The organism is Micromonospora sp. DT4, assembly GCF_049841675.1.
Taxonomy (GTDB): domain Bacteria; phylum Actinomycetota; class Actinomycetes; order Mycobacteriales; family Micromonosporaceae; genus Micromonospora.
In genome coordinates this window covers 1-1,418 of the sequence record NZ_JBNCKT010000281.1, presented here as the reverse complement: position 1 = coordinate 1,418, position 1,418 = coordinate 1, and the positions used below count along the sequence as shown (strand labels likewise).

Sequence of the window (1,418 nt, the reverse complement as noted above, 5' to 3'; positions counted from 1 at the left end):
ACGGCGACGGACAAACAGTGCGCACCTCTGCAAGATCAGCTGTACCTAGCTCTGCACTCCAGGCCGTACCCCGACACGCTCTCCCCCGCCGACGAGGCTGTCGCCGAGCCGGACCTGCCCGACGAGCTACCGCCGGGAGCGCCCCAGGTCTTCCACATACCCGAGCAGCAGCGCGGCTGGTTCACCCAGATCCTGACCCGCGCCGTGGCGGCCACCGCACTGCTCTTCGCCGGGAACAGCGAAGCCGCCAGCGGCTACGCCACGCCGCGCCAGCGCGGAACGGAGGATCCGGCATTCCAGCCGGGGCTGTTCACCCTGGACCCGGCATGGGCGACGAGCAGCGCGGCGACATTCGAGCTACCCAACGGGATCGTCGCGGAGGGCACCCGGCACCGCGCACCCCTGGGTCGAGGCAGGGCTCTGGAGGTGTTCCGAGGCGTGGAGAGCCACCTCTACCGCGAGCTGGCCGAGGGCCGGGTCGGCACCTACCTGAGGGATGCACCGACCTTCTTCGGCAGGCGAGCGTCGTTGCCCAGCGACGGCAGCGTGTACTCGTTCGGCCGGGATGGCACCGTACTGGTCGTGCGGGTCCTCGACGGCGGAGTATGAAGCGGTCGTCCAGCGCTCAACGTGGCGTCGGTTTCATCCTCACCGCACAACTGGCGGTGGCGGTCTCCATCGGCGTCCGGCCGGGCAGGGACGTGCCCTGGCTGAGGGTCGGGCTGGCCATCCTTGGCATCCTGCACACCTGCGGCCTGGCCCGGATCCGCCACGAACTCTAATCCTCGCTTCACGCCATTCCACTCCGAGAGTACGCCGGTTAACCGTGCGTGGGAATTGCGCCTTCATAGCTCCTGTCGGGGCGTCTTGTATGGTCCGAGGCGTAATCGGTCTGCGTCGCAGCACCCTATCGAATTGATTCTCGGTGGCAACGACCGTGCGTTTCACCGATGGCGTCCGGATGTAACAAACGCAACGTGGAGAGGGCGGGAAGCAACGGCGGCGATTGCGTGGAGGTCGCCGACAACCTGCCCGGCCTCGTCGCGGTACGGGACAGCAAGGACCCGGCGGGGCCCGCTCTCACCTTCTCCCCCGCCGCCTGGACCAGCTTCGTCCAGCTCACCAAGTCCGAGCACTGAGCTGCACGATGGACGGGAGCGCGTCTGGCGGACGCGCTCCCGTCACACAGGCTGTCAGGAGGTCGCGTCCCCCGACAGCGGCCTCCCGAGAGTCCTCGGTGGTGGTTTCCGGGCCGCTTCGCGCTGCCTCCAGCGCGCGGCGTGTCTCCGTCAGCAGATCGTCCATGGAAGACAGTTCGCGTTCGCTCACCACAACACGGGAAGATATTGACCCGTAACCCAAATGGTTTGTGATCGTTTGGGGTGTATGGGCGTTACGGTGCGGGACGCGCGTCGGCT

Annotated in this window: 3 protein-coding genes; all 3 read left to right on the top strand. The window is 67.3% G+C overall.

What is annotated here, in order from left to right; translation table 11 throughout:
• A partial coding sequence (locus ACLQ24_RS29625) for a hypothetical protein (RefSeq protein WP_425895033.1) occupies positions 1-609 on the top strand: 609 nt, incomplete at its 5' end.
• Positions 606-782, top strand: a complete 177-nt coding sequence (locus ACLQ24_RS29620) for a hypothetical protein (RefSeq protein ID WP_425895032.1) — start codon at positions 606-608, stop codon at positions 780-782. The genes ACLQ24_RS29625 and ACLQ24_RS29620, both read left to right, overlap by 4 nt.
• A gap of 168 nt (positions 783-950) precedes the next feature.
• Complete coding sequence (locus tag ACLQ24_RS29615) at positions 951-1,139, top strand: DUF397 domain-containing protein (protein ID WP_425895031.1); 189 nt, start codon at positions 951-953, stop codon at positions 1,137-1,139.
• Positions 1,140-1,418 lie beyond the last annotated feature (279 nt).